A 25,846-nucleotide genomic window follows, 5' to 3' on the forward strand; every position below is an offset into this window, starting at 1 on the left:
GTAGTCTTCAGTGCGAAAAAGTTGTTTCCTGTTGCGCGATATATTGTCAGTCGCTCAAAAGATCCAGATTGTGTTCCTCACCGACAGCATCAAGCCCCGAATGCGCCCTTGGCCTTCGCATTGCGATGTTTCGGATCCGATTCTCGCCGCGTAGTCCAGCATTTCTGGAACTGCCCTAAAGTCTTGCCTGAAGGATTGTCCGCCGGTAGCTAACAATCATGTCGGGGTGTGACGCAGCAGGTTCGATTTTGGAATGCGTTCCGGTCGAAGAGGGCAGGGCTGGCACTTGGCCGACTGTCATCAATTACGGGTTTTATGCCACGCCGCTCGGGAGGTGTATGATCGGCGAGACAAACGGCCGGATTTGTTACCTGGCTTTTGCTCCGCCGGGGAGCGACGAAGCGAGGTCTGCGGATCTTTGCCGGCGCTGGCCCGGCGTATCCTTGAACAATCATTCCGGCATGACGGATGAACTGCCGGGCAAAATGTTTTCACTTAAAGCCCCTGCCGAGGTCTCTGTGTCACTTCTTGTCCGGGGCACTCCGTTTCAGCTTGAAGTTTGGCAGGCTTTACGGGCGATTCCCGCCGGCGAGGTCAGGACTTACTCCGAAATCGCGCAAAGTATCGGTCGGCCCAAGGCGACGCGTGCCGTGGGCAGCGCGATTGGGGCCAATCCGATCGCCTGGTTGATTCCCTGCCACCGCGTTATCCGTAGCGACGGCCAACTCGGTGGCTATCGCTGGGGCACTGCTATGAAAACAGCTTGTTTAGCTTATGAAAGGCGACAGTTGGGTGGGGCGGAGTAAGTTAATCGTCGGGTGTTACGATGATTTGACGTGTTCAAGAAGGTCAAAGGCGTCATCCACAGAGAGCTCACCAACGGGCTTAACCTGCGTCGTGGTTCGATTGCGATCGCCTCGTCGTTTACGCTGGGCATCTTCCCTATCATTGGATTTTCCACCCCGTTAAATACCCTGAGCGCTTTTCTCTTTCGGCTCAATCAGCCGATTGTTCAGGCCCTGAATTGGGTACTGGGGCCGCTCAAATGGCTGCTGATCATACCTTTCCTGCGGTTCGGGGAGTGGCTTTTTGCGGCCGAGCCATTTATGCTCAGTTTAAGTGAGTTCAGTAAAATCTTTTTCGACGACTGGATTGCGACGACCAGGGAGTTCGCCTGGACTTTCATACATGTGATTAGCGGCTGGTTGGTCCTGGCGCCGGTTATCTATCTGCTTGTTTACTACCTGAGTATAACAGTCTTATCCAAACGGGTTTCGCCTCAAGGAACCGAGTCCCTGACCCGTAAGAAAGAGGAGCACGGGCCGGCCGCGTAATATCTATGATTTCGTCGGCAGGTTACGGATGAGGGCGATGAAATCATCCTCACCATAACCTGCTTGCTCAGCTGTTTCGAGACACTTCGCGATGGTAGTCAAAAGCGGCATCTCGTTTTCAACAGTCTGTTTCGCCAGACGCATGTCCTTGTGCATGTTCTTGATTGAAAACTGAGGGCTGAAATCAGCGTCGCGCAGCTTCGGTTCCTTCAAAGCAGAGAGCCCGGACCAGGCCACGTTTTGCTTCATCACGTCAAAAAAGATGTCGTCTGCGATCCCGGCGTCGCGACTCATGGTAATACTTTCGCAGAGGGCTTGGGAAATCCCCGAAATCTGCAGGTTCATGGCCAGCTTGATCGATGCAGCCTGCCGGGGCGTGCCAATATGAAAACGTTTGGTGGAAATGGTCTGCAGGATCGGCTCTGCGTCCTGCACAATCTTATCCTCTCCCCCGAGAAAGAAGACAGTTTTTCGTTCCTCGGCTGCCGGCTTACTGCCGGTAAACGGAGCTTCCAGGTACGAAGCACCCGATTCCCGTACAAGTGCCGAAAACTCTTCCGCGCTGACGCCGTCAATAGTCGAGGACTGGATCACCGTGTGTTGCTCGCCAAGGTGGGGTAGCAGTTTTCCGAGGACCTCCCGGACGGAATCCGCGTCGTAGAGGCAGAGCTGAATGTATTGAGCTTTCTCGGCGCAGGTTGCAGGCGTTTCGATTTGAAAGGGCAGGTCCGGCTTCGGGCTCCGGCTCCAGCATGCCGCGAGTTGTCCTTCGTCGGCGTAATGTTTGGCCCAGATCGAACCGATCAGCCCCAAACCGAGAACAGCTACGTTTTGTTCATTCATGAAGTAAGGGTTTTGGGAGGCCGCCTGAATGTCAAACAGTCTAGTGGGATGATGGCAGGTGCACCTAGGATCCAACGGGGTGCTTTCGGTCAGGGGGCGAAATTCAGCTAAGTTTTGTTGGCCTCATGTCCTGAAAGCAAATTGCAAAGAGTGATTGCGGTCACTCGAGACTTCTTTTCTCTGGAGTTATGTATCGACCGGTTACAGTCAAAATCTGCGGACTGACCCGTGAGGCGGATGTGGATCTGGCTCTGGAGTTGGGCGCGGACTATTGCGGATTTATTGTTTATCCGAAATCGCCGCGCGGAATTTCTTTGGAACGTGCCATGGAGCTGGCCAGCCGCGTGCCCGAGGGGCGGCGGGTCCTGGTTGATGTCGAAACCGGCACGGAGGAGCTCGAGGCCCGTCGTGACGCTGGCTTTGATTTCTTTCAGATCCACACGGGACTTGATATCGGACTCGCGTCTTTGGCCGGGTGGTCCGGCTTGGTCGGTCGCGAACGCCTCTGGGTCGCTCCCCGGCTCAAGCCCGGAGATGTCTTCCCGGAGATGGTATATGAATTTGCCGATACCGTGCTGCTCGATACGTATCATAAAGATCGGGTCGGTGGCACGGGGGAGACCGGAGATTGGGACGGCTTTGCCAAACTGAAGCAGCAAAACCCCGCAACCCGCTGGATACTGGCGGGCGGACTGAATCCGCAAAACGCGCTCGAGGCGATTGCCGCGACCGGCGCGGGATGCGTGGACGTGAACAGCGGCGTGGAAACGGAGCCGGGAATGAAAAGCCCCGAAAAGCTGCGCGAGCTCTTCGGGGCTTTGAAGCCATCCTAGGCTGGGGGCATTCCTACTTGATGGGCTGGCGGCCGATAGTACCGACCAGCTCTTTCAGATAGCTGGGTTTACTGACCTTCTCAAGCTGTTCCTTGGCGGCGGTGAGACGTTGCTCGATGCCGAGGCGCTGGGCGACGACGGTATGGGTGTCGCGCTTGAGGAAGTGTTCCAGATATTCGACATGGCTCTTCCAGGCAGCGATATCATGCTCCTGTTGGCTCGCGAGCCGCTCCTTGTACCAGTCGCTTTCCAGCATCGATTCCCGGCTGAAAAGCCCGCGGATTTCCGGATCGTTGATGTCCTTCCCCTCATAGTCACCCTTCGCCATGATGTGGAGGAGTGCCTTCAGTGGTGGGCAGGCATCTTCGACCGAGCCGTCGGCAAAGTAGTTCTCTGCGACTTCCTTGTGCGCGGCGGCGATCGTGAGCATGCCTTCGACGTAGGTGTCCATGTCCTGAAGCTCAGGTTTAAGCATTTCCTCATTGAGCACCGATGTCGGGCTGTTGAAAACCCGTCCAAAGAAGTGACGGACGAATTTCGCCGTAATACGGTGTCCGATCCGGCTGGCGGGGACGTGTTGACCCTCGTGCTCGAAGTCTTCCACTTTTTCAAGGTAACCGTTTTCGATCAGGAATTTCGGATCAGACTCTTCCGGCTTCAAGCGGCACCAGAGCTCTGGCACGAGCAGGCTGATGTCGTGGTCCACCCGATAGTGCGGTCCGACATAGCCTGCTGCCGTGATGAAGGCCGGCTGCTCGGTGGCCAGATAGGAGACCAGCGCGTTGTTCAAATCATAGATCGGCGGCAGGGCGTTGAAAGGAGCCTTGGTCAGGGCGCCCTCGGAGCCGGCACCGGTGGTCGACGGTGACTTGCCGGTGATACTGGCGATATACTCCATGAAGAGTTCAGGCAGCTCCATGTAATGAATCGGATTGTTCACGCAGAGTGGCTTGATGCCGGCCGCAGGATCCGCCGGGTTGTTCCGGCGGCCCGGAAGGATGGAGGTGACCGGACGTAGAATCGGCGTATGTGCCGTCTGGCGACGGTAGAGCCGGGAACTCATGTCGGAGAGATATAGATCACGCGGGCTCTTCAGGTCCGGACGAACCTGGAGATAGCGCGGGTTCTTCGTCGGCTTGCCGTCCACCATACGCGGGTAGGCGTTCGTGCAATAGTAGTCGGGGGTGCCTTTCTCCACGAAGTCGCGCACCATATTTTGCATCGGCTCGGTGTATTGCCCGAAGCGGATTGCGTCTTCGGTCTCGTTTTTGGCATATTCCTGGCCAAGTGGTTCGTAGTTGCTCAGGAAGGCACCGAGCGAGCTGAGGTCCGCCTCGGCCTGCTTGTCGTAGCCGCGAATGATGGCATCGTCCGGACGTTGGAAGAAACGGTATTCGCAGTTGTGAACGAACTTGGAAGAGGGCTGGTGCCACTCCGGCGGCAGACTGTTTAGCTGGGAGGTCGGTGCCACCACCGAAGCGGTGATATCGTCTTCCAGCGAAATCTTGTGAGCCGGGAAGAAGTCCTTGCGCAGACCAAAAGTCCGCCAGGAACCATCTTCGGTGTACCCGACCCGGAGGTATTGTGTCAGCATCGGTTGACCGCGGTAGCGGAGAATGTTGCCGGGTTGGCCGTTGATCAGATCCACCGTGAAACGCTGGCGCCAGTCGCTGCCCCAGTCATCCTTGTAGAAGCGCTTAATGATCAGGACGAGTTCTTTGACATGCTGCGGGATGCTTTCCAGCCAGGCATTGTATTCTTCGGTGTAGTCCGTGTCGGACGGTGTGAGGAGCTTAACGACAGAGCCGAGGGAACGCTCTTTACTCAAGAGCGGGCGCCCGTGCTTGCGATTCTTCGATTTATCGCTGAACCGCTCACCAAATTCCTTGTTGATGATTTCTTCCGCCAGGTCGAAGTCCTTCTGGAAGTCGCTGACAAAGACCGGGCCGGAGATAATCGCATCGGTAATCGGCTTGGAAATCTCGGACTTGCCCCCCCCCGAGACGGTGCAGGGCTTGTGGCAGACGCGGCTTTCAGCCGTGTAGCCGACCAGGCGCCAGCGGCGGCCTTCCGCCGGTTTCACCATCTCGACTTTGTAGCCGGAGGGCAGGACGTAGGTGCGCTCGGGCAGGAGCTTGATGGTCTGCTCGACACCATCTTTGGTCCAGGTAATCTTCTGATTGTTCAGCTCGATACGTGAATCCTCCGGAATGTAGATGATGTCACTGTATTTCTTGTCGATAGCGTAGCCTTCCGGCTGGACATCAATCAGGTCGATGTAACGGGCCACCACACCGTCGAAGGTTTGGTCAACGATCGGGAAGTATTGGCTCAGCTGGAAGTCTTCGCCGAGATCGTATCCGGTAAAGGCGAGGGTCCCACCGGCGTGTTCCTCTTCAGCAAGTCCGATCAGGTTGGCCGAGAAGCCGATTTGGGTTTTTACCTCTTTCTTGCAGTAGCCGAAGTAGTTGTCAGCGATCGCTGTAACCACGCGACCGGACGCATCGCGGCAGGTGATTTTGAAGGCACCTCCGTCATTGTAGAGTTCATCCTCTTTTTCCCAGCACATGCCGTCACGCTTCTGGCGGTCGGTGGCTTCCGAGATATGAGGTAGCCCCAACTCCTTCTTGGTCGTGCCCATCAAGTGCGGGGCGAGAATGACACAGCCGCTGGTGCCGGTCCAGTGGGCGGGATCAAGTGCGGCGTCGTTCTCGGCGATAAAGGGATCGCCGCCGTTGCCGAAGATCGACTCGACGAAGTCAAGGTTGCTGATCAGGTTACCCGGTACGAAGAAGCGCACCTCCATGGTTTTCTCCTCGGTGAAACCATCCACTTCGGGGACGACCACAGGACGCAGGAGCAAAGAGACCCAAGCCTTGGCCTTGATGTCTTCATTGGCCAAAAAGGGAAGGGTGAGAAGCTCGTCCGGCGCTGTGGTCAGTGCCTTCTTGATCAGACGTGCTGCGGCCAGCTTCGGGACAGCTTTCTTATCGTTCGGAATCGGGAGACCGCCTTCGGCGACGTGGAAGACGCCCTTGGTGGTGCGGCGATCGCTCTTGGGATTGTGGAGCACGCCCTGCTTGATCCGGTAGGAATCGATAATATTGGATGAAAAATGGTCACCTTTTGCCGGAATGGAGAGCGTCCGGGCGACTCCGTGGCGGTCGAGCATCAATGTCTCGTTGGGCAGGTGGGGCAGTTCCTCCATCTCCAAATCACTGAAGTAATCCATGATGAAGCTCTGGATCCGCTGGTCGCAGGGAGGGAGATAATCGGCAAGCAGGCGGGACTTCTCCTGGTAGCTGGCAAGCAGTGACTTGCCGAGGCCGAAGACATCTGAGCCTGAGCCTTCACCGTAGGTGGGCTGTCCGATCGAAGTCAGCTTCAGGTTGACATAATCAATCAACGAACCCTCTTCATGAGCATATTCAGCGGTTTCGGGATCGAGTCCGAGTTGGGTTTTGAAGTCCATAAGTTTCAGTATTTGATTTTCGGATTTAGATAAGCGTCGCTCCTGCACGAAACATGCCGAAGTGACTGATGTTTTTGATTAACTGTTGTTGAATGCAAGATGAACCAGACTGGGACATTCCCGTATTCAAATCAAAGAGTTAAGGGATTAGATATTCTTATTACAAGAAATATCGTAATAAGAATAACTTTTCAGGGTAGCATTTTTCCGATCTCAATAATGGGACGGACACGCTGACCGCTTTCATTCCGTTCAATGTAGCGGTCGGGCTTGAGGTCTTCAGGCTGCTCCTCATCGTCAAACTCGTCTTCTTCGATGGGAATGAGTTCATCGAAGTATAGTGACATGCGCCGGGCCTCGGGTTCGAGCACAGCGGCCGGGTTCTTCGCTTTGCCTTTGCTGACCAATTCGATGTGACAGGGGTAGCAGGCTTTACGGTAGCGTGCTTCGAATTCCTTGAGCCATTTGTTCTCGACTGATTCGCGGCGTGACAGCAGCACGACATCGGAGAAATGAATGCAGGCGTCAAACCATGCTCTCGATTTCTCCTGCTCTTTGAGGAACGAGCAATTCAAGACGGTAATAATCCGTCCCAACTCGCAGTCGTTGTGACTGATCCATGCCTTGAGTGCTTCCGCCACGTCGGCCGGGTCGCTGTCGCCGGGAGCGAGAAAAATAATCTTTTCCGGTGCGGCCGTAATCGGGCCATGGCTTACCTTACTGTCTGAGACTTCCCAGTCGACGACACTGACATTTTCGAGAGCCTCGATCTGTTCGTCAAAGGGTGAATTGTTTTCACTCTTCGGGCGAAAATAAAGGACGTCCTCGCTCGGCGGGATGCCGCCTTCGATCAAGTCAAAGAGGACAGTCCGGCGCTCGGAGTCCGGGATACCAAAAATCAGATAGACTAGGGGACGCTCCGACATTAAAATTCGAAGCTATCGCACTGAGCTTTTTGTCGCATCCAGTGATCCACCAGGACGAGAGAAGCCATGGCTTCGACGATGGGGACCGCGCGCGGCACCACGCAGGGATCGTGGCGGCCCCGGCCCATGAGCTCCGTGGCTTTGCCTTCTTTGTCGACGGTTTCCTGGTTTTGCAGGATCGTGGCCGTGGGCTTGAAGGCGACGCGGAAGATAAGTTCTTCACCATTGCTGATACCGCCTTGTACACCGCCGGAGCGATTGGTTGCGGTGCCGACTTTTCCGTCCTTGTTAACGTAAACGTCATTATGTTCGGAGCCGCGCAGTCGGGTGCCTTCAAACCCGCTGCCGATTTCAAAGCCCTTGGTGGCCGGTAGTGAGAGCATGGCCTTGGCCAGGTCGGCTTCAAGGCGGTCAAAGACCGGCACGCCCAATCCGACAGGCAGGTTGCGCACCCGGCATTCAATCAGTCCGCCCACGGAGTCTCCTTCGGAACGCATGGCCTTAATGCGCTCAACCATCGTTTCGGCTGTTTCCGGGTGAGGGCAACGCACGGGGGAGGCTTCGACTTCTTCCAAGCTCGGAAAGTGTTCGATGGCCGGCGCCTCAATGTCGTGTACCCGGGTAATGTAGGCACGAATGTCAATATCACCTGCCAGCTTGAGAACCTTCCGGGCGATGGCGCCGGCGGCGACCCGGCCAATGGTTTCACGTGCGGAGGATCGCCCGCCACCCTCATGGTTTCGAATGCCGAACTTGGTCTGATAGGTGAAGTCGGCGTGGGAGGGACGAAACTTGTCCTTCATCTCCGAGTAGGCGGAGGGCCGCTGGTCCCCGTTGGGCACGTAGATCCCGATGGGCGTGCCCAGTGTCAGGCCTTCGTAAACTCCCGAGACGATCGTAGCCGAGTCACTCTCCTTGCGGGGCGTCGTGATCTCGCTTTGTCCGGGGCGTCTGCGATCCAGTTCAAATTGAATTTCTTCGGTGGAGATGGGCAGGCGGGGCGGGCAGCCGTCGATGACGACGCCGATGCCACCGCCATGGCTTTCGCCCCAGGTGGAAATGCGGAATAATGTGCCGAAGGTGTTACCCATCCGAACAGAATGCAACGCCTCCAGAGGCGAAGTCAATGCTGCCGCTGAGAACTATCGCCGAAGCGATTAAGCTTCTTCGATCGTGCTCATGTCGCCACCCAGTGGGTCGACGAGCTTGTTGGCGATCGCCCAGCGGGTCAGGGCCGCCACATCATGGAGGTCGAGCTTCTTCATGATGTTGGTGCGGTGCGTGTCGGCGGTGCGAACGCTCATCCCTAGCTTGCTGGCAATTTCCTTGTTGCTGTAACTCTCCGCGATGAGCTGCACAATTTCGCGCTCACGGGTGGTTAGCGATTCCAGTGAATCTTCCTGCCCGCCGCTGACCATCAGCTCACGCATGGCGTCGACGACACGGGGGCTGAAGTAGGAGCGGCCGTCAGCGACAAGGTTGATCGCTTTTTCCAATTCGACCAGTCCGGCGTCTTTCTCGATATAACCCGTCACGCCGGATTTGAGCAGACGGTTGACCATGGAATTGGAGGACGCGGCCGAAACGATCAGAATATTGATGCGGGGATTCTTGGCTTTAAGGCGGCGCAAAACTTCACTGCCGTTCAGGTTCGGCAGCATGATGTCGAGAATCACAAGGTCGGGGGCATGCTCCAGGCAAAGTTCATAGCCTTCGGCACCGTCTCCGGAACTCGCAACAACCTCCATGGTGGTGTAGCCCTCCACGAGTTGGCAGATCAAATCACGCATGACTGTCTGGTCTTCGATAACTATGACTTTTTTCATATCTTCCTCGAGGGCTGGGTCGGCAAGGCTGGCGCCGGATGGTTTATCGATTAATTCAGTCATGGCTCATAGAATAGTTAAAGAAAATAAAAACCCCTCCCGTCGAGGACGGAAGGGGCCCCTCTTACCGGACAGACGAAAACAACAACATAAAATCCATCCGGAAAATTCGTATTAGTAAGTTTTGCAAAAAGTGGTGGGGATGACGCTGCCGTTGGAGGCATAGACCGGACCGGTGGGAGCGCCGGCAGAGTGAAAAACACCGAAAACAGTGCCAACAATCATATCGTCGGTCACCGGCTCCGGATCGGCCTTCCAGTTGGCGACGCCCATGGTTTGCACTGATGTGCCGTTGTGGGCGGTCACCTTGTGTGAGATCAATTCGCCCGAGGCGGAACGGTAAACAACCATCATGCCGACACGCAGATCAGCGATGGAAGCATTTTGAACCAGGATTAAAGAGTTATCGCCAAAGAATTCACCCATCGAGCTGCCGGACGTGCGGTGAACGCTCCAGGCAGGGTTAAGAGAAGCCACCATCTCAGCGTCCTTCAGGGCTTTAGCAAATGGAGCGGAGGATTTCGGAGCGGCATTGGTAGAGAAAACGGCTGCAAGGCAGGCGGAGCAGATTGCGATGAAGGTTGTTGTTTTCATGCCTACACAATAGCTGCTGGACGCTGCTTCCGGTATCCGGTGAAACGAGCAATCGCCTGCCTTTGTTTGCTGAATTCATCGATGTGCAGTCGCGTATAATGTCTACGTAATGTTACGTAGACTGATTGTAAAACCTTGAAAGATAGGTGCTTATGGTCCTTATAAGGTCGGCTTTCCCGGAATCCCGGTGATGAATAATATTTCGGAGAGCGCTTAATCCCAATCGCAGAACCACCGGATGCGTCTTGCCAACCATAAGTAGATGACAAGACTGTTCGGCATGCTTCAGAAGAGTCTTTTCGCAGTCCTACTATTACCCTTCATGCTTTTGCTGGGTTGCAACACGACCAGCACTTCGAACAATACGACCTTTGCCCCAGTGGACTACGATGAAGCTTTCAAGGTGGGGCAGATGGTAAAGTTTGCGGACAGCGGCGCCTATATGGCACGAACCAGCGGCACATCGATGGAACCCGTGCTGACAAAGAACACCATCATTATTGTGCGTCCGATTGATTTTGATGATCTCGAAGAGGGGATGACTGTGGGTTACCTGAACAAAAACGGGGAGAAAGTGCTTCACCAGCTCATTCGTCGAGCTGGACCGGATGCCTGGGTGGCCAAAGGGATCAACAACGCTCGTGAGGATAAAGAACGTGTGACTCGCAAAAATTTGATGGGCGTGCTTTATACAGTACTGTATAATGAGGCATCCGAGCCAAGGGCTCGCTAGTGCGACATCGATGTTTGAATACCAGACAGTCTACAACGCATACACGGCATTGATTGCCGGACTAGTGACCAGCGTGCACTGCGTGGCCATGTGTGGTCCGTTATCCTGTGCATTCACGCCCAGTAAGCAGGGCGACGCCGAGCCGGCGGTCATCCTGACCAGCTACCATCTGGCAAAACTTCTGTCCTATGCCATCGTGGGGATGCTTGCCGGCGCATTCGGCTCGGTCGTGATTCAGACCGTGGAAAGTTCCTGGCTCAACCGTCTGCCCTGGGTGTTGGTGGTGTTTTTTCTGGTGGTGGCGTTTCGTCTGGACCGTTTTATTCCCAAGCCGAAATGGCTGGGCAACTACTACCGCAAGGCCACGGCCCGCTTTAGCCGTTTAAACAAGCCGTTGGCGGCAGGCTTGATTGGTTTTGCCAGCCCGCTACTGCCTTGTGGCCCATTGTATATGATTTTCGGTCTGGCGCTTTTTTCCGGTTCGGCTCTCAAGGGAGCGGAATTTGCCATCGGTTTCGGTCTGGGGACGATGCCTCTGCTTTGGCTCGCTCAGAGTCAGTTTATGCGGATGAATCGCCGGGTGACCCCCTCCATGCTCCTTCGCGTCCAGCGGGTCGTTGCTTTCGTGGCCGCTCTGGTTGTTGCCTGGCGCCTGCGCACGACACTCGGCATCGAAGGGGCCGAGGATTGGGTCTGTCATCCATTTTGATCTCTACAGGAACCTCTTCCATTCCACTTTGTCGCTACTCAAGTAAATCATCCTAAACTTCCAGATCCAAAAATGAAAATCCGAGTTATTTTAACGCTTCTTGCCTTATCCGCTTTTCAAATTTTGTTCGGGAACGCCAATCCCGAGCTTCGGGTTAATATCGACGACAGCCAGATCCGTCCGAGCCAGGACGGTCCGGTGGTGACCTATGCTGAAGTTTTGAAGCGTGCCACGCCCTCGGTGGTCGCGGTCTACACTTCCCGCATCGTCACCGAGCGGAGTGGGGGGCGCCAGCCCGTGCCTGAAATATTCCGGCAGTTCGGTTTTCCCGTACCGGACAATGCCCCCGGCGGAGAGGCACCGCGTGAGCGGCGTGAGCAAATCGGTGTCGGCTCTGGTGTGATTATTTCGACCGACGGTTACATCATAACCAACCACCACGTGGTCCAGGGGATGCGGGGACGCGAAGCGGATGAGATTCGTGTCCAGCTCAGTGACGGATCCGAGTATGAGGCCGAACTGATCGGATCGGATGAGAAGACCGATGTGGCCGTTTTGAAAATTGAAGCTGAAGATGAATTGCCCGCGATCACTCTGGCCGATAGCGACAAGCTGAGAGTCGGCGATGTTGTCTTTGCTATCGGCAACCCTCTTGATGTCGGCCTGACAGCGACACAGGGCATTGTATCCGCGACCGGGCGTAACTCATACGGCATCCTCGGCCCCGGTGCTTACGAGGACTTTATTCAGACAGATGCCGCCATTAATCTCGGTAACTCCGGCGGCGCTTTGATCGATGCCTGGGGGCGTTTGATCGGGATCAACACGGCGATCGTTTCCCGCAGCGGCGGCAGTATTGGGATTGGCTTTGCCATCCCGCTGAACATGGCGCTGAACGTAGCGCAAAATCTGATCAACAGCGGTGAAGTGCCGCGTGGTATGCTCGGGCTTTTTCCCGCTAATCTCGATCGTGATATGGCCGATGCTTTCGGCCTGGAAACAACACAAGGTGCCCTGGTCAATCAGGTCCAGCCGGACTCACCCGCCGAGCGCGCCGGGATCGAGCACGGGGATATTATCATGAAAATCGACGATATCGAAATTGTCTCGGCTCCTCAGTTGCGTCTGGAAGTTTCGCAAATGCTGCCCGGCAGTAAGGTTATGGTAACCCTGATTCGTCAGGGCAAAACGATGAAGCTTCCGGTCACCCTCGGCTCGCTCAACGGAATGGCATACAATTCCGGCGAGGATAGTAATTACATCCGTGGCGTGCTTTTCGAAGCAATTGATGACGAGATGCGCGAGAATTACGCTATCCCGGATGAAATCGAAGGCGTGTTCGTCGCCGATGTCGAAGGGGATTCCCCCTTTGCCGGCAAGCTTGAGCAGAGAATGGTCATTCTGGAGATCAACGGAGAAACAGTCGAGCAACCCGGTGACATTGAAGGGCTCCTGGAAGAAGGCATGAACCGACTCTACATCTGGGGTGCCGGACAGAAACGTTTCATCGTGTTGAAACTTTAGTTAACATCCGGAGTTTAAGATTTGTGTAGCGAACTTGCGCCAGCAAGGTCGAGGGTGGTATCTAAGTACCAATCGACGGTATCCCGCCTTCGCTCAACGCAGCCACGGCGTGACATGTGCGCGTCATCGCTACAATCGAGAAGGATCAAATCTTTTTTTTAATCGGTATCATACCACTTCGATTTAATTATAGTTAACCAGGCCGGATGTCGCCGAGCCGGCATGCCACGACCATCTTTTTCTAAGATGGGTCGTCTGGCTCTGCTCCGATTGTTCGACAGGGTGGATGGCAGAGGACCGCCATAACTACAAAAAGAATCGAGGATAGCAGAGGTCCCGGGCTTCTTGGGCTACGCCGGGGCGTGCTGACATAGTTACCCCAAAAGAACTGCGTCTATGCGCGATATTTACTTCGAATAGCTTTAACTTAATAGGTTCGGAAGCGGTTTAACCCCGATCCTATTAAGTAATTCGGCTCTGCTCTGCCGTCTCGTACTTATTGGAATTGAGAACAGGCGGGACGCCTGTTCCACCCTGATATAAAAGAGAATTTTGACATCGCTAATGTACGCTTATTTAGAGAGAGAATTGAAAAGAGAAGAAGCCCTATTCATGCTTCGGAAATAAGCTTTGCCGGGCAAATAAGCGTTAAATCAGCGAAGATAAGCGGTCTCCGGCTCAGCCGGGCTAACCAAGAATAAAAGAGAAGGAAGATTGAGTCTACGCGAGGATACCGTAGCGTCATTCTGGAAACGAAAAGTTATATCCAGTCGGAGGCCTCAACTCCGTTCGCTGGTCCCTCACTCACTGCTTGAGTCTCCTTTACGATCGCACGGCTCATTCTGCATCCGTAAGAGTGACTTGAGACTGTGTCTGTCCGAACTAGAGGACCTTCATCAGCTCCGGTTTGTCGTCCGTATTTTGCAGGTATTCAATTGCCTCCCGCACGTCTTCAGCTTTGCCTTTGCTAAGGTGCTCGGGGAAGTAAGTCGGCTTGCCGGCGGCGAAGTAGTCAGCCAGTTCTTCGAGCTCCGGGATGGTGCGCCTCGCGTGCACGCCGTAAGTCTGCAGAACCTCCAGGATTTCGGGGACCCGCTTCTGGCTGCCCCAGTGATTGAGGTTCTTTAGGTAGTACATGCATGCGTCGATACCTTCGGCGACTTTCCATTCGCCTAGCATCCTGAGCCCTTCAAGGCGACTGCTGTCGGCAAACATGATGCCACTCGGCGAAGGATTGACCACGGAGTAAAGTACGTCGGGCAGTAATTTATTCAGCTCTCTGTCGGATAAATGCTCATACACGGCAGTGAGTGTGTGCCGGGCACGGCCATCCTGATTGCGAAGTCCCGCACGTACGGCCTCTCTGAGCAAATCCGGGTCGACTCCGTCCAGGGAGTCACTGAGGAGTCCGCCGCGGTTGCTGAACAATGCGAAGCAGAGGTAGCGCTGTTCCATGGCTCGCGGGTCTTCCGGGCCCGGTTCGCGAACCAGCATTTGCAGGAGATCTTCGGCGGCTACTTTGGCGGGCCCGCCGATCGCTCCAAGTGCTTGTGCCGCGTTAATACGGAGCCACATGTCGTCAGCTTCGAGTGTTTCGCGCAGTTCGGGAACCGCCGATTGGGCTTTCCCTTTTAGCTGAGCCAGGGCCTGGCAGGCGCCGATGCGTGTTTCCAGGCTGTTGCTGTCCAGGAGGTCAATAATATCGTCGATTGGTGGATCGTCCCGCTTTGCCAGCGCGACCGCGGCGCGTTCACGTACGATGGGTGACCAACTCCCCAGACGTTGCAAAAGTTCATCCGTGGACATTTCCAGATAACGACCGTAGCGGTTGGAATTGGTCCATCCGCGTCCGTCGTCGATGATTTCCTCCGCTTCGGCTGCAGTGAGTTGAGGCGTTGTCGGTTGTTGTTTGCCAGTCATGTAGAGCTGCCGGATCGGCATGGCATAGGCCAGAAGGAAGGCCCCCGTGGCATCCCAGCCTGCGGTGCTGTCTGGTCTGGCCTGCGGCGGACCTTGGTGACGGAAGAGACCGTCGTGGCCGCGTGCCAGGTCGTAATACCAGGTACCAAATTCTTGCATCCAGGCGCCGGTAGCATGCGGTCCCGACTGGTTGACGCCGGGCATCGCCCAAGTCATGTTCCAGAAGTTGCCGGTATGGCCCGTGTCACGCCCGTTCCCGAAGGATGCCAGGCTCATACGTGAGAAAAATTTGGCGCCTTCTTCCTCTTCCAGCAGATTGAAGAGCACGGCGGCCATGCCGCATTTCCCGTTGTCGTCGTGCATGTGCATCCAGGGGTCGTGGTCGCCGTAAGGCACCGCTCCTTTGCCGGTGTAAAAGCGAAGTAGTTTCATGCTGCGCTCGATGGCCAGCGGAATTTTGGGGTCGTCCACACCGGCGCGACGGGCTAACTCAAGCGAGATGGTAAGCGGTACACCGGGAGCATTCATCATACCGTAGCCGACGAGTCGGCCGTCATCACCGGCGAAGCGGTGGCCCCATGAGCCCACGATACTCTGGCCCTCGGCGGATTCCAGCGCGAGGCGACGGAGCCCGGGCATGACGGATTCGTCGCCGGTTGCCATAACGTATTCCGCCAGAAAGGTAATCACGTAGCCGTAATACCAGGTGCTGAATTTAAATGCGGAATAGTTCGAGGCCCACTCGGCCTCTTGTTTAATGGCCGGCATCCAGGTCTTGTCGCCGGTTGCCAGTAGGGCGAGGGCGTTGAGCGAGCGTGAAATAGGGTTGGGGTTGTAATCCGGGCTCATGATCTTCTCGGCCAATGCTCGGCAGCCTTGTTTTAAAATACGCGCCGACTTGGTGCAGCCATACGGCGCGGTCGAGCTGTAGTCACCCAGCACGGGAAGCTCGACCGTAACAATCTCCGTATCTCCCTCGCGCCAGCGTAAGAGCTCCAGCTGGCCTCCGCCGGCATTGGATTCCGCGACAGTCAGCGCCTCACCAAATGCGCGTCGGGCATCATAACTGAATGCATCCTCTCCGATACCAAGGATAACGTCCCCGACTTTCAGTACACCGTTCGCCGGAGAATCTTCCGCGACTTCTGTGATCCGGATTTGCCGCGCCTGACTGGTCTCCATGTCATGGGAATAGATCCAGCCGCGGGCGCCGGTCGCCCCGAGTGTCCAGTCTTTGCTGGCACCCTCCGGGATCGGCTCCCCATTGGTGAAGTCGGGATTCGGAATGTCCTTTTTACGGGCCGCCATGGCCGGAGTCGAGATCGCCGCGACCAGGCTAACTAAAGCCGCCAAGCGTAGAAGTGTGTGAAAGCGTAAATCGTGCATGGATTTTATAAACTGCATATACTGCGGGCATGGATCTATAAAGACAAGAGCAAGTCGCAGAAGTGCATATTATCTTGTCTGCTTAACTGCGATTAACAGAGTTGTCTATCGTCTGGGTTTCGGCACTTCGGTTCCCTGACTTCATCAAAATTTCTAAACGATGCGCAAATTTTTCTCCCTCCTGTCCGCACTTCTCATGCCTGCCCTTGGTTGTGCCGAGGATCAAACGCTGACGATCCCTGCCGGTGAAGGGCCCGGCAAGGGCAAACATATCGTTCTCATCTCCGGTGATGAGGAATACCGCTCCGAGGAAGCCTGCCCCATGCTGGCCAAAATTCTCAGCGTGCATCACGGTTTTGAGACCACGGTGCTCTTCGCCATCAACCCGGAGACGGGCGTGATCAATCCGCAAATTCAATCCAATATCCCCGGGCTGGAGTCATTGAAGACGGCGGACTTGGTGATTCTGGACACGCGCTTCCGAAAGTTGCCGGACGATCAACTGAAACACTTCGCCGATTATGTGAATACCGGCAAGCCCCTCATCGGCTTGCGCACGGCCACGCACGCCTTCAGATGTGGAACCGACCGCTTCGGGATCGACTGGAACAACTTCGGGCTGAACTTTCTCGGCGAGAAGTGGGTGGCCCACCACGGCAAGCACAAGGTTGAGGGCGCACGCGGCGTCGCCGTGCAGGCTCAGCAAGCACACCCCATCCTAAACAGTGTTGAGGATGTCTTTGCCCCCAGTGATGTCTACACCGTCAAGAATCTGGACGAGAGCAAAGCGACGGTTCTGATGCGGGCAGCCGTGACCGAGACCATGGAGCCGGATTCGAAAATCCTCCAGGACGATCCGCGAAACGATCCCATGCAGGCTGCAATCTGGTTGCATGAGTACACCGCTCCCAGCGGGACCAAGGGCATCTCTCTCCTGAGCACGATGGGGGCTTCCGTTGATCTCGAAAGCGAGGACCTCCGTCGCGTGATCGTTAATGCCGCCTTTTTCCTGCTCGACCTGAAGGTGCCTGAGAAAGCCGAGGTCAGTTACGTCGATCCTTTCGAGCCGACGTTTTTCTCGTTTATTCCCAAGGACTATTGGGAAGCACGGGCACTGAAGCCTTCGGACTTTGTTCTTGGGAAGTCGCCGACCGTGGGGTTGCCCAAGTCGAAAAACTAGACCGTATAAGGGGCGCGCCTTTCGTAAGTACGCAGCGCATTCGCTTCCTCATCGCCGATGAAGACTTCTTTTGTCGGATCGAATTTGAGTTTGCGGCCGAGTTTCCAACTGATAGCGGCAGCGTGGCAGGTAATCTCCGTGGTGCGCATGACTTTGGAATTGAGTGAGGTGGGCTGACGCGACTTTACGCAATCGAGAAATTCCCGAATATGTTTTGAAGCATCGCCCCCACCGATCTCTTCAAATGTTCTGCCCCCGGCGAGGGCATCGTCACTGTAGGCGATCTTGCTGAAATCTCCTGCTTCGACCCAGCCATTTTCTCCGACGTAGCGAACCGGGCAGGAGCCGAGGCCGAGCCAGCCGCCTTCTTTCTTCCATCCGGCAAGACGCATGACAATCCTCACGCCGTTGGCATAGCTTGCGTAAAATTTCTCATCTTCGAAGCAATATTCCACCGGGGTGGTTGCATCCGCACCCTGTGCCCACTGACAGAGGTTGACGGTGTGGGAGGCCCAGTCGTGTAGTCCCCAGCCGGCGGAAAGTCCTTCGTAGTAGCGCCAACGTCCGCGCACGTATTGTTCATTGTAGGGCCGGGCCGGTGCCGGTCCGAGCCAGCGGTCCCAGTCGCACAGAGACGGGTCCGGTTCGGGTTCGCCGGGCAGGTTGGATTTTACCGGCTGCGGCAACCAGATCCCGGCATGGAGTTCCTTGAGTTTTCCCAGGCTGCCGTCACGGGCAAGTTGGGTGGCGAGTGCGAAGTTGTCGACGTTACGCCGCTGCATGCCGGCCTGATAAATCCGGTGGTTGGCCCGGACGGCTTCGTCCACATGGGCACTTTCCTCGATGCTCATGGCGCAGGGCTTTTCGCAGTAGATATCCTTGCCGGCGTTGGCAGCCCAGATAGTAGCCGTGCCATGCCAGCGGTCGCTGGTGGCGATAATGACCGCATCAATATCGTCGCGTGCGAGAATGTCCTGCATCTCGACGTAGGTTTTGCAGTCCTCGTTACCGTAATACCTGTTGACCATTCGGCGGATAATCTCACGGCGCTCTTTCTGCACATCGGCGATGGCGACAAATCGAATATCCGGTTGGGGGAGGAACCATTTTAGCAAATTTCTGCCGCGCGGACCGAGGCCGATGCCGGCCACCGTGATCTTTTCATTAGCGGCTACTTTTTGGGCAAAGGTTCGTGACGGAAAAATAACTGACGCTCCTGCCAGAGTTGCCGCTTGGTTCAGGAATCTACGCCGGGTGCTTCTCATCGCTCTGAATCTTTCAAGCCTGTGTCCAGATCTCTTCGACCAGTTTGGGATCGACCCCGTCGCTGGTGATGGCTTCACCCAGTGCCTTCATACTGACGAAGCGCAGCTTGCCGCCGCGGGTTTTCTTGTCGCGCTGCATGGCCAGCATAAGTTGATCCATGGGCAGTGGGTCGCGGAGTCGGGTCGGCAGTTGGTAGGACGCGATAATCGACTCCACGCGTTCAACGGATTCGGTGTGCAGTTGGCCAAGTTCCACGGAGAGCCGCGTGGCCAGGACCAGACCGATCGCGACCGCCTCGCCGTGAAGGTATTCGCCGTAGCCGGCTACATTTTCGATGGCGTGGGCGAAGGTATGACCGAGATTCAAAAGGGCACGCCCGCCGCTGCTGGCGGTCTCTTTTTCGTCGTCGGCTACCACCTGCGCTTTGATCGCGCAGCAGCGGCGCACCACGTCCGGGAGTTCCTCAGATGCCGCAGAGAGGCCGGCGTAATCTTCAAGGTCGCTCAACAAGCCGGCATCGGCCAGCATGCCATATTTGATGACTTCGGCCATGCCGGCGGCGAATTCACGCGGTGGCAGGCTTTGGAGCAGGGTGCTGTCGATGTAAACGGCTTTCGGTTGCCAGAAGGCGCCAACCAGGTTTTTGCCTTCGGGCAGATTGATTCCGGTCTTCCCGCCGACCGAACTGTCGACCATGGAGAGCAGGGTGGTGGGGATCTGATAAAAATCGATCCCCCGCAAGTAGCTGGCGGCCACGTAGCCAGCCAAATCACCGATCACGCCGCCGCCGAAGGCGAAAAGCGCGCAGTCGCGATTGCAGGCCTGATTCGCCAGAAAGCTGAGCGCCTGGCTGAAACTATCGACCGACTTGCTCTGCTCACCAGGGGGCAGGGAGAGAATCTCGCTGTCCTTGAAGCCGGCCTGAGCGAGGTAGTCCGGTTGCGCATCCAATACCCGGGCATCGCTGATCACCCGCACACTGCGTCCCATATCACGAAGCCGGTGCACTTCCTTTTTCAGGAGCTCATGGCTGCCGGAGAAGTGGATCGGGTAGCTGCGTTCGGCCAGTTCGACTTGTAGCGACTCAGTGCTCATGATGAGGGCGTTGTTTGTTGGTCGTTGTTCGTTGAGCGTTGTAGGTTACGGCTTTTTTGGGAGTATTTTCCAACGGGTCGTTTTCGGAGACGGGTGCCCTTGTTGAAGAATGGTATGCTATCATGAGAACAATCTTAACTCTGAGAGCAACATTCAACGCCCAACATGAGGTAAGCATCAACTCTCAACGTCTTCCGTAATCCCAAAGATCGCGTTGGCATAGTCCGCAGCGGAGAATGGCTGGAGGTCGTCCGGTTGTTCGCCCAGGCCGACGAAATAGATGGGCAGCTTCAACTCCCGGTAGATCCCCACGATGGCGCCGCCGCGGCTGGTGCCGTCGAGCTTCGTCACAATCAGTCCGGTGAGGGGAAAGCTTTTATGAAACATGCGGGCCTGCTCGATCGAATTGGAGCCCAGACTCCCGTCGACCACCAGCCAGCTGTGGTGTGGTGCGCTGGCATCCTGCTTCTTGATCACGCGCTCCAGCTTTTCGAGCTCCTTCATCAGGTTGCTCTTGGTGTGCAGGCGTCCGGCCGTGTCGAGGACGATGATGTCGCGACCGCGGCTCTTGGCCGCCTCGTAGGCGTCAAAGGCGACTGCAGCTGAGTCGGCCCCGTGCTGACTGGAGACGATATCGATGTCGAGCCGGTCCGCCCAATGTTTGATTTGTTCGTTGGCCGCGGCGCGAAACGTATCGCAGGCGCCGAGCAATACTTTGTAGTTATCGTCCTGATACAGTTTGGCGAGCTTCGCGGAAGTGGTGGTCTTGCCCGAACCGTTGACGCCGACCAGGCAAATAACCTCCGGATGGTGCCGGCCGACTTCGACCCGGCCCTCCGCCCCTTCGAGCACCTGCTTTAAAACCTTGGCGCCGATCCGGGCGGCATCCTCGCCCCGCATCGACTTGTCGGCTTTGTAAGCCGCCTGAATTTCCTCGATGATTTCCTCTACCGTCTCGGCGCCGAAGTCCGCCGTGTAGAGCGCTTCCTCCAGTTCTTCGAGGGCCTCCGCATCCAGCTTGGCCCCGCTGAAAACCCCGTCGAAGGCTTTCTGGAAGGTCGGTGTCTGGCGTTTCAGGCCGTCTTTGAATTTTTTGAAGAATGATTTCATTCAAATATTAGCTTAAATCGGGTAGTCGGCTGTGCTTTCTCTTTTTTGAACCGTTAATTGACGTCAATTAACGGTTCGACACGACAGTCTGCTTTCCTATTCCGACGCTTCGCGCAGCGGCCGGTCGATTTTGTTCTTCATCTGGTCGAGAATGCCGTTGATGAAACGCTTTGAATCCGGGTTGGAAAAGATTTTGCCCAGTTCGATCGCTTCATTGATACTGACGACCGGTGGGATGTCGCGCCGGTGGAGCAACTCATAAATGGCCAGTCGTAGAATCGAGAGGTCGACTTTGGCGATACGCTCAAACTTCCAGTTGGCGGCGTGGGCTAGAATTTCCGCGTCCACCTCCTTGATGTGCTCGATTGTTCCGTGAATCAATTCCTCGGCAAAAGCGTAGTAGTCGCGTTCCTGTTCCAGTGTCTCGAGAAAGACCCGCAGGGCATCATTGAGCTGCTCGGGTTTGTTGAGCTCCCACTGATAGAGAAATTGCACTGCGCATTTACGGTTTTCGCGCCGCTGCGAGCTGCGTTTTACTGGTTTTGCTTCGTCTTCCATTTTTCTGTGTAGGCCGCCATTTCGAGGGCGGCTTCGGCAAACTCCTTGCCGCGGTTGATCGTTGTTCCGGCACGGGCTGCGGCTTGCTCCTGATTCTCAGCTACAATAATGCCGTTAATAATGGGTAGGCCGGACTGAATGCTGAGTTCCTGCAGAGCGATTGCGGTGCTTTCCCCAATCACCTTATGATGTTGTGTGCTGCCGGCAATAACCATCCCAATCGTGATAATGGCGTCAAACTGGCCCGATTTCGCCAGCAACGAAGCGGCAAAAGGCAGTTCCGCCGATCCCGGGGCGCGCTCGACCAGCGGTGCGGCCGCGCCCGACGCTTCCAGGGTGGCTGCCGCTGCGCGCACCAGTGAGTCCACCAGTTCTTCGTTGTAGCGTGCGGCTACAATGGCAAAGCTGTAGCTACTGCCGTCGATTTGTTTGGAACTGGGCGTGTTGAGACTCATTGCGGGCGCTCAATAAGAACGGGGATCATCGAACATTCAACGTCGAACTTCGAATGCTTATTTTAGGCTTCTAACTCCTGACTTCTCGCCCCTAACATTCTTTCCCAATGTTCACTTTACTTAAAGAATCCGGCGCGGCGCGTCGCGGTGTGTTGACAACGCGTCACGGGGAGATCCAGACGCCGATTTTCATGCCCGTGGGTACCCAAGCCACGGTCAAGGGGCTCACCCCACAGCAGATCGAAGAGGCCGGTGCGCAGATTATTCTGGGCAACACCTACCATCTGAACATCCGGCCCGGCTCCGAGTTGATTCGAGATTTGGGCGGGCTACACAGGTTCATGAACTGGAACGGCCCCATCCTGACCGACAGTGGCGGTTTTCAGGTCTTCAGTTTGGCCAAGCTGCGCAAGATTACGGAAAAGGGCATCGAATTTCGTTCCCATCTGGACGGGCAGAAGCTCTTTCTTGACCCCAGGGAGTGCTACCGCATTCAGGCCAATTTGGATACGGATATCGCCATGGTGCTCGACGAATGTCCCCCTTTTCCCTGCGAGCGTGACGATTGCGAGCAGGCGGTGAAGCGGACGATCCGCTGGGCGGGCGAGTTTCTCGAGCATGCGAGGGAGGACGGTTTTCTGGAGAGCGGACACCATGTCTTTGCCATCATTCAGGGGTCCACCTATGACGATCTTCGCCGGCACTGCGGACAGGCCTTGGCGGAGATGGATTTTCCCGGCTACGCCGTGGGCGGAGTCAGCGTGGGCGAACCCGAGGAGGAGATGTTGAAACAGGTCGCGGCCTGCGCGCCGGTCATGCCGAGGGATAAGCCGCGTTACGTCATGGGGGTGGGCACGCCGCCCCAACTCCTCAAGATGGTCGGTCTGGGTATGGATATGTTCGACTGCGTCATGCCCACCCGGCTGGCGCGGCACGCCACTGTCTTTACGCCCGAGGGGCCCCTCAATCTTAAAAACGAGTGCTTCAAGCACGACGCCGCGCCAATCATGGAGGCCGACAACTACACCTGCCAAAATTTCAGCCGCGCCTACCTGCGTCACCTGATCATGTCCAAGGAGCTGCTCGCGCACACGCTGCTTTCGATCCACAACGTCCATTTCTTTCTCGATCTGATGGCGCAGGCCCGGGCGCATATCGAGGCAGGTGATTTCGAGAGTTGGAGCCATGCCTGGATCGAGCGCTATCAGGCAGGAGGGTAAGCGCATACAATGAAGTTATTTCATCTCAGTCTATTGCTGCTGCTCTCAGGGACAGGTTTTGCCGCAACGGTTCCGGACAGAGCCTGGTCGTTTTATGCCAGCGGATTGATGCAAAATGAGTCCGGCTTCTTCAGTCGTGATGTGGCACCACGAACCGTGCGACTGCTATTCCAGCCCATAAAGGTCTTGTCTGTGCGTTCCGCGAACCATGCAGTGACCTACGAGGAGGGCAAAGACTACGAAGTCGACTACGAGAAAGGACTGCTGCGGCTCACCTCGCAGTCGCAAATCCCTTGCACCCGCCTCTACGGCGGTGAGGGAGAGGGCTATCAGCGCTTTAAAAACAGTGAAGGGGAGGGGATGTTCTTCGGCGAGGCCGACCTTTATCATCAGAGGCAAGTTGTGGTCCGTTACGAACATGCCGGAACGGGATGGGAGGGCGAGGCCTTCCTGCCCAAGCCGCAGCCCGAGGTCTTCCCAAGGACGCATGCCAGGGTACGGGACGAAGAGCCGGTGCGTGTGGCACTCCTGGGTGACAGTATTTCCGTCGGCTACAACGCGTCCGGTTTTATCAAGGTGGCACCGCACCTGCCGGCTTTCGGACAGCAAGTCGCTGAGGCTATTGGTGAAGCCTCGCGCAGCGAAAGCGACTTTCTCAATGTCTCACGTGGCGGTGCCACAGCCCGCTGGGGGCGCAAGCATCTGCCGGAAGTGATCCGTCATTCGCCCGATCTGGTGATGATCGCTTTCGGCATGAACGATGGACGGCGACCGGGTAAAGAAGCGGTCTACGAAAAACAGGTTCGTGCCATCATCGAAGGATTGAGGGACGGGCTCCCCGAGGTCGAAATCATGTTGGTGGCAAATATGCTGCCCAACGAAGAGTTTTCACCGCATTCGGGGCATCTCGCCAACCGGAAGGTATTATATAAACTGGCGGCAGAATACGAAAAGATCGCTGTCGCCGATGTTATGGCGGTGACTCAGGCCATGTTAAAACGGAAGAAATTCGCCGATCTCTGCGGTAACGGGGTCAATCATCCGAACGATTTTCTCCACCAGGTCTATGCCTCGGTGATTATGGAAACGTTGGGGCTTTGATCAGATTAAGGACTCAGGAACTGACAAATATGACAGCTGCCACACGCGGTTTGCCCCGCTAATTTTTGAGTGCTGTCTCCTTGGCATGGCTAAAGATAACAGGTCCGGGCCAGATTATATCCGCTTGTTCGCTTGTTCTAAGATCCGGGTCGTATTGGCCTCCATTGTCTTGGCCATCAAGCCCTGCGCCCCATAAACGAAAATGGTTTTTGTCTAAGCGCTCGTAGTGGTAATGTCTACCGGTAGCCGGATCCGGGTAAAGTTGTGATATGTAGCGCGTGGTTAGTGATGACAAATCTTCAGGTAGTTCTTTGTTTTCGCGACGATAAAGCTCCAGTGCGCAGGCAATACCCAACATGTCTTGTTGGCAGTGTAATTCCAAAGCGCTTTGGGTGACTTTTCCCAAGGCTGGAACTGCCATGGCAGCAAGCGTATCAAAGAAGTCTGCCTCATGTATCATGCGATCTAATTCTATCTGGTTTTGTGCGATCGTCTCCAAATTTAACTTTCTGGTTTCCGGATCGTATTGATCCAGGGTCAGGCTCATGTAGTAGGCTTGGCGACTCGCCATAATGTAGGCCCATCCGTCAGGTATGCCTTTTAATATAGTAGTCCAGAGCGATTCGGACAGTCGATCCAACCACGATTCATCCAAACTGCTTGAGAGAAAGAACCAGTCTGCTTCATAGTGGGAAAGGACCGATTCCGTGCCCGCAGCAATTTCATGTTGTATGCTCCACTCGAACGCCTGGAGTGCATCGTTCTGAAGACTTTTCGAGATCAGCTTTTTGAGTTGGTGATCACTTAGTTGTCGATTTTTAAGGGCCAATTGATAAATAGGTATCTCAAACTCTTTACGTGCCACATTATCAATCATGGCATTTACCAGAAAATACATCCCGGGGTTTGTATTGCCCAACCGCTTAATGGACTGGGCATTTTTTAAAGCCCTGCCGACATCATCATTTCTTAATGCACAGAGTGCATCTGCGTAGAGTAGATGTGTCAGGTTTCGGGTCGAGGCAAACGAGGGCATGGGTGCATCAAATGGCATGCCATGGTAGTTGCCGTGGATATACGATTTGGGACGGGTCGCAGCCGCCTGACGTAATTCATCAAGCAATGACTCGTGTGGTTGAATCAGATTCTCCAACTGCTCCCATGGATCGATATTCTCCGGGATTATGCTTATGCCCTCTGACTTCAAACGTTCGCGTCTGGTGGCACTGCCCTCAAAACGGCTTTCGTGCCAGACTCTTTCCCCTTTATGGATCAGTGATTCTGACGCTCTCACTCCACCCGAATCTAATTGGAACAAGCCTTTGAAACTCACTTTATCTCCCCAGTCATCCTGCCAAGGAGTGTGATGAGGACTTGAGCTGTCATATTGAAAATGGGCGATTATGGGTGTCGCCGTAAAATTCTCTTCGTCTGGAACCGGATTAGGGATGTAGTCTTTCCATTCGAGCCTCACTCCTTTTGCTTCGATTTCATTTTTTACTCGCTCCCATTCGCGCAGCCCGCGTGAATTTTCGATGGAGTGAAATATAAATAATAATGCGGCCAGAGCTATGGCTATAATCACTGACCATTTGCCTACAGTTTGCAGGCGTTTAAATGAAAACCAGTGATATAACCTCAGAAATAAGCGATATGGTGCCAGCAGATAAGGACCTATTGTGGGTAGCTGACTCATTTTAT

At 55.4% G+C, this 25,846-nt stretch carries 22 protein-coding genes; 9 read left to right on the forward strand and 13 right to left on the reverse strand.

Annotation, left to right across the window (positions count from 1 at the left end; genetic code table 11):
- Window positions 1-218: 218 nt before the first annotated feature.
- Together DDZ13_RS15810 and DDZ13_RS04385 are read left to right on the forward strand one after the other, a co-directional pair.
- Entirely contained in the window at window positions 219-806 is a 588-nt protein-coding gene (locus tag DDZ13_RS15810) for a methylated-DNA--[protein]-cysteine S-methyltransferase (RefSeq protein ID WP_110130204.1), read from the forward strand.
- 30 nt (window positions 807-836) lie between these two features.
- The gene (locus DDZ13_RS04385) at window positions 837-1,334 is read left to right on the forward strand and encodes a DUF2062 domain-containing protein (protein ID WP_110130205.1); all 498 of its coding nucleotides are present in this window, start codon (window positions 837-839) and stop codon (window positions 1,332-1,334) included.
- 3 nt (window positions 1,335-1,337) lie between these two features.
- Here the strand turns inward: DDZ13_RS04385 and DDZ13_RS04390 are convergent, their stop codons facing one another.
- Window positions 1,338-2,177, reverse strand: a complete 840-nt coding sequence (locus DDZ13_RS04390) for an NAD(P)-dependent oxidoreductase (RefSeq protein ID WP_110130206.1) — start codon at window positions 2,175-2,177, stop codon at window positions 1,338-1,340.
- A gap of 188 nt (window positions 2,178-2,365) precedes the next feature.
- On the opposite strand from DDZ13_RS04390, the gene DDZ13_RS04395 reads away from it, so the two are divergent.
- Window positions 2,366-3,010: a phosphoribosylanthranilate isomerase gene (locus DDZ13_RS04395; RefSeq protein ID WP_110130207.1), complete on the forward strand. Its 645-nt coding sequence runs from the start codon at window positions 2,366-2,368 to the stop codon at window positions 3,008-3,010.
- A gap of 13 nt (window positions 3,011-3,023) precedes the next feature.
- Here DDZ13_RS04395 and DDZ13_RS04400 read toward each other — a convergent pair whose 3' ends face one another.
- From DDZ13_RS04400 to DDZ13_RS04420, 5 genes are all read right to left on the reverse strand, one after another.
- The gene (locus tag DDZ13_RS04400) at window positions 3,024-6,482 is read right to left on the reverse strand and encodes a PPi-type phosphoenolpyruvate carboxykinase family protein (protein WP_110130208.1); all 3,459 of its coding nucleotides are present in this window, start codon (window positions 6,480-6,482) and stop codon (window positions 3,024-3,026) included.
- 191 nt (window positions 6,483-6,673) lie between these two features.
- Window positions 6,674-7,408: a GTP-binding protein gene (locus tag DDZ13_RS04405; RefSeq protein ID WP_110130209.1), complete on the reverse strand. Its 735-nt coding sequence runs from the start codon at window positions 7,406-7,408 to the stop codon at window positions 6,674-6,676.
- On the reverse strand, window positions 7,408-8,499 hold the full coding sequence (gene aroC, locus DDZ13_RS04410; protein ID WP_110130210.1) for a chorismate synthase: 1,092 nt from the start codon (window positions 8,497-8,499) through the stop codon (window positions 7,408-7,410). The genes DDZ13_RS04405 and aroC overlap by 1 nt, the downstream gene beginning before the upstream one ends.
- A 66-nt stretch (window positions 8,500-8,565) precedes the next feature.
- Window positions 8,566-9,297, reverse strand: a complete 732-nt coding sequence (locus DDZ13_RS04415; RefSeq protein ID WP_233246071.1) for a response regulator — start codon at window positions 9,295-9,297, stop codon at window positions 8,566-8,568.
- Window positions 9,298-9,408: 111 nt separating this feature from the next.
- On the reverse strand, window positions 9,409-9,888 hold the full coding sequence (locus DDZ13_RS04420; RefSeq protein WP_110130211.1) for a S24/S26 family peptidase: 480 nt from the start codon (window positions 9,886-9,888) through the stop codon (window positions 9,409-9,411).
- Window positions 9,889-10,168: 280 nt separating this feature from the next.
- Here DDZ13_RS04420 and DDZ13_RS04425 point away from each other — a divergent pair, with 280 nt between their 5' ends.
- The 3 genes from DDZ13_RS04425 (at window position 10,169) to DDZ13_RS04435 (ending at window position 12,854) form a co-directional block, all read left to right on the forward strand.
- On the forward strand, window positions 10,169-10,621 hold the full coding sequence (locus DDZ13_RS04425) for a S24/S26 family peptidase (RefSeq protein ID WP_158279788.1): 453 nt from the start codon (window positions 10,169-10,171) through the stop codon (window positions 10,619-10,621).
- A 10-nt stretch (window positions 10,622-10,631) separates the two neighbouring features.
- Complete coding sequence (locus DDZ13_RS04430) at window positions 10,632-11,330, forward strand: sulfite exporter TauE/SafE family protein (RefSeq protein ID WP_110130213.1); 699 nt, start codon at window positions 10,632-10,634, stop codon at window positions 11,328-11,330.
- Window positions 11,331-11,402: 72 nt separating this feature from the next.
- Window positions 11,403-12,854, forward strand: coding sequence for a Do family serine endopeptidase (locus tag DDZ13_RS04435; RefSeq protein ID WP_110130214.1), 1,452 nt, complete (start codon window positions 11,403-11,405; stop codon window positions 12,852-12,854).
- Window positions 12,855-13,736: 882 nt separating this feature from the next.
- Here DDZ13_RS04435 and DDZ13_RS04440 read toward each other — a convergent pair.
- On the reverse strand, window positions 13,737-16,160 hold the full coding sequence (locus DDZ13_RS04440) for a DUF6288 domain-containing protein (RefSeq protein ID WP_233246072.1): 2,424 nt from the start codon (window positions 16,158-16,160) through the stop codon (window positions 13,737-13,739).
- Between the two features lie 160 nt (window positions 16,161-16,320).
- Between DDZ13_RS04440 and DDZ13_RS04445 the strand changes: the two genes are divergently transcribed.
- Window positions 16,321-17,340: a ThuA domain-containing protein gene (locus DDZ13_RS04445; RefSeq protein WP_110130216.1), complete on the forward strand. Its 1,020-nt coding sequence runs from the start codon at window positions 16,321-16,323 to the stop codon at window positions 17,338-17,340.
- On the opposite strand, the gene DDZ13_RS04450 is transcribed toward DDZ13_RS04445, so the two are convergent.
- The 5 genes from DDZ13_RS04450 to ribH form a co-directional block, all read right to left on the reverse strand.
- Complete coding sequence (locus DDZ13_RS04450) at window positions 17,337-18,605, reverse strand: Gfo/Idh/MocA family protein (protein WP_110130217.1); 1,269 nt, start codon at window positions 18,603-18,605, stop codon at window positions 17,337-17,339. The two genes, DDZ13_RS04445 and DDZ13_RS04450, sit on opposite strands and share 4 nt — an antisense overlap.
- A 13-nt stretch (window positions 18,606-18,618) precedes the next feature.
- A complete protein-coding gene (aroB, locus tag DDZ13_RS04455; protein ID WP_110130218.1) occupies window positions 18,619-19,701 on the reverse strand; it encodes a 3-dehydroquinate synthase in 1,083 nt (360 codons plus the stop codon).
- Window positions 19,702-19,878: 177 nt separating this feature from the next.
- A complete protein-coding gene (gene ftsY, locus DDZ13_RS04460; protein ID WP_110130219.1) occupies window positions 19,879-20,811 on the reverse strand; it encodes a signal recognition particle-docking protein FtsY in 933 nt (310 codons plus the stop codon).
- 96 nt (window positions 20,812-20,907) lie between these two features.
- Window positions 20,908-21,369, reverse strand: coding sequence for a transcription antitermination factor NusB (gene nusB, locus DDZ13_RS04465; RefSeq protein WP_110130220.1), 462 nt, complete (start codon window positions 21,367-21,369; stop codon window positions 20,908-20,910).
- Entirely contained in the window at window positions 21,345-21,824 is a 480-nt protein-coding gene (gene ribH / locus DDZ13_RS04470; RefSeq protein ID WP_110130221.1) for a 6,7-dimethyl-8-ribityllumazine synthase, read from the reverse strand. Before ribH ends, nusB begins: the two co-directional genes overlap by 25 nt.
- Window positions 21,825-21,931: 107 nt before the next feature.
- Here ribH and tgt point away from each other — a divergent pair, with 107 nt between their 5' ends.
- Together tgt and DDZ13_RS04480 are read left to right on the forward strand one after the other, a co-directional pair.
- Complete coding sequence (tgt, locus tag DDZ13_RS04475) at window positions 21,932-23,044, forward strand: tRNA guanosine(34) transglycosylase Tgt (RefSeq protein WP_110130222.1); 1,113 nt, start codon at window positions 21,932-21,934, stop codon at window positions 23,042-23,044.
- Between the two features lie 9 nt (window positions 23,045-23,053).
- Window positions 23,054-24,145, forward strand: a complete 1,092-nt coding sequence (locus DDZ13_RS04480; protein ID WP_110130223.1) for an SGNH/GDSL hydrolase family protein — start codon at window positions 23,054-23,056, stop codon at window positions 24,143-24,145.
- A 58-nt stretch (window positions 24,146-24,203) separates the two neighbouring features.
- Here DDZ13_RS04480 and DDZ13_RS04485 read toward each other — a convergent pair whose 3' ends face one another.
- Complete coding sequence (locus tag DDZ13_RS04485) at window positions 24,204-25,841, reverse strand: hypothetical protein (RefSeq protein WP_146209233.1); 1,638 nt, start codon at window positions 25,839-25,841, stop codon at window positions 24,204-24,206.
- Between the last annotated feature and the right edge of the window lie 5 nt (window positions 25,842-25,846).

This window comes from Coraliomargarita sinensis (genome assembly GCF_003185655.1).
GTDB lineage: Bacteria > Verrucomicrobiota > Verrucomicrobiia > Opitutales > Coraliomargaritaceae > Coraliomargarita_B > Coraliomargarita_B sinensis.